The sequence below is a fragment of the Photobacterium sp. OFAV2-7 genome, assembly GCF_022347985.1.
GTDB lineage: Bacteria > Pseudomonadota > Gammaproteobacteria > Enterobacterales > Vibrionaceae > Photobacterium.
This window is the reverse complement of the sequence record NZ_JAKRFQ010000759.1, coordinates 1-2595: the sequence shown is the minus strand read 5'-3', so window position 1 is coordinate 2595 and position 2595 is coordinate 1. Positions and strand designations below refer to the sequence as shown.

Below are 2595 nucleotides of genomic sequence, written 5' to 3'. Positions count from 1 at the left end.
CGCGAGAGGCCCGAAGGTCCCCCTCTTTGCTCCGAAGAGATTATGCGGTATTAGCCATCGTTTCCAATGGTTATCCCCCACATCAGGGCATATTCCCAGGCATTACTCACCCGTCCGCCGCTCGCCGTCCATAATTTCCACCGAAGCTTCTATCATGTCGCTGCCGCTCGACTTGCATGTGTTAGGCCTGCCGCCAGCGTTCAATCTGAGCCATGATCAAACTCTTCAATTTAAGATTTTGGTCGGCTCAATGAATACTGTTAATCCATTACCGAAGTAATGAATGAATTGACTGTGCCGATTACCTTCAAAAAAGAAAGTATCGTTTGGTCACTCAGTTTCATTGATGCCAAATTTGCTTTCACTTTTAAAAAGTGAAGACAAAAGGTTTGACTAATCATTTCACGAGTGCCCACACAGATTGCATGGTCAAATTGTTAAAGAACATTGTTATCTCGACTTTCTAACGAGTAGTTTGTCGTGACAACGGAAGCGAATTATAGGGAGATATTTGGAAGAGGCAACAGTTTTTTTAAGAAAAAACACCAAGCGAACAAAGTTTATACAACGGCGCTATTTTTTGTATAAATCAGAGACAAAACTCGTGCTAATTAAACTTCGTTCGCATTGTCGATAGAGCCAAACTTTGCTTTTCATCCCGTCTGTCAGACCATGTCACAATAGTCTGCAATTGCTTCGCATCACCCGACATGACAGTTTTATATGTCCGCACCCAATCATAAGTCCCTTCAGCACGGCTAATACTGCCACTGGCACCTGAGATAGAGGCAAAACTCAGGCTCTGAACATACTGCATATCATTTTCGGCTATCTGCAAAGCAACCAACCCCATCTGTACATATTCACTTTTACGCTCAAGGAAAGTTTGCATTTTAACCAAACCAAGAGTCGCAATAGCCACGACAGACATGGCAACGACAACTTCAACCAGCGAAAAGCCGTAAACCCTTCTCTGCTGTTGACTAATCACGCCAGGTTCCTTCTTTCCATTTTACCGTGCTTACACTGGGAACAGCTCCTCCGTCCGGCGAAAGAATGCCTTGCCACTTACTGATATCGTATTCCGCCCACAGCGAACCAAATACTTCAAAAGCTAAGTTGGGCATATCTACAGCCAGCCCGCCAAACGCATAAAGGGCACCGTGAGTATAGAAGGCTTTATTTTCATAACGTTTACTTTGAGACGAGTCCGTACAAAACCCCGCCGCCTTGCAAGTAGTAACCATATCAGCCGTCATTACGCTATCGGCTCGAACCCCAGTTTTAAACTGATACAACAACCCTGAAATACCCACCTGCCCTGGCGAGTAAATAATGCCGTCGCGTACTACAATCATCACTTCCATATCAGGCTTATTATCCGCAGGCGTATTCAAATCTATCGGCATCCCGTCTGTTGCCGATTTATCGCTGCTCCCTAGATTACAACTCCCGTCAATCCAGATTCGTTTAGCACCATTTTTATAGGCCTTATTAATTTCATCGGCACAGTTTTCAACCATCACATCAGTGTTGTCTTTATTAATGATGGCTGCATGGCTCCCCGTAAATTGTGAGTCCCGGATTTCTTTCCATTTCTCCTTGCTTACCCTAAACAAGTCTTTGAACATATCCATAGCCGGATCTTCATGAATATCTTTTGCCAGGTATTGCCCTTCATTGGTTCCCAACTGATTAAAACTTTGATATCCAGGCGCACAAGCAAAATCACCAAGCATTGCACTATTATTTAGTGCGGTCAGATCGACGCTGGGGGGAACCTGCCCCTCGCTATATCCATCATTGTCACGAATGATCAAATTGGAGCCTGCGGTACTGTCGCTGTGTACAAAGTTCTTCTTGTCCTTCACCACCATAGCAATGCATTCATTTTTCCCATCCTTATTGGTGTTTTTATTAGGGAGCAAAGCAAAATCACCAGTCAGTTGGAGCATGGAAGACGTTTTAAAGATTCCGGGCATCACGGAATTCGAGGTAACTTCAATGTTCTTTGAAATACTACGCTCGCCACGCGCATTGGCTTTCGACGCTTTACTCTCAACGTTATAGAGCGAAGGGTTACTACCCTCCTGAGTTACCGTTACTTGCACATCAAGCCAGCCCAGCTCTTCAACTGGCAACACCTCTTTTTCACAATCGGAATAGTTTTGCTCGGGGGGAGGCTGCCCGGCATTTTGTTTATTCACGGCAAACGCACATTCAAGTCCTCCCTGCGCAGCCCAATGAAGCTTCTTGGCTACCAGGGTATTTTGAAAACGCTTGATAAGAAAAAGACTGGTATCGGCGGATTCGAAAAAGGCATAGCTGCCAATTAGCAACAAGATGACGGCCACCATTAACGTTAAAAAGCCTGACGATCTGCTCGCTTTATTCATCCCTTATCCTTAATTCATCCGGTGAACCTTGAACGCCATTTGTTCGTCCTGGCCGTCAAAATGCGACTGTGCTTGAATCACAACGTCATAAAACGGTGAAGCGCTGCCGTCAAAAGTGAGTGCCTTGACCTCCATGCTCTTATTGTCTGTGATTGCTTCTCCCCAACGATTTCCTCCCTTACCACAAGCCTCAGTTACA

Annotated in this window: 3 protein-coding genes and 1 rRNA gene; all 4 read right to left on the bottom strand. The window is 45.1% G+C overall.

Annotation, left to right across the window (positions count from 1 at the left end; translation table 11 throughout):
* Positions 1-232 (bottom strand): 16S ribosomal RNA (locus MHN01_RS24155); the annotation flags it as partial.
* A gap of 375 nt (positions 233-607) precedes the next feature.
* Positions 608-991, bottom strand: a complete 384-nt coding sequence (locus MHN01_RS24150) for a prepilin-type N-terminal cleavage/methylation domain-containing protein (protein ID WP_239413923.1) — start codon at positions 989-991, stop codon at positions 608-610.
* Positions 984-2396 (bottom strand): hypothetical protein, encoded by a 1413-nt coding sequence (locus MHN01_RS24145; RefSeq protein ID WP_239413922.1) that lies wholly within the window; start codon positions 2394-2396, stop codon positions 984-986. Before MHN01_RS24145 ends, MHN01_RS24150 begins: the two co-directional genes overlap by 8 nt.
* 9 nt (positions 2397-2405) lie before the next feature.
* Positions 2406-2595: hypothetical protein (locus MHN01_RS24140; protein WP_239413920.1), on the bottom strand; the 190-nt coding region annotated here is incomplete at its 5' end.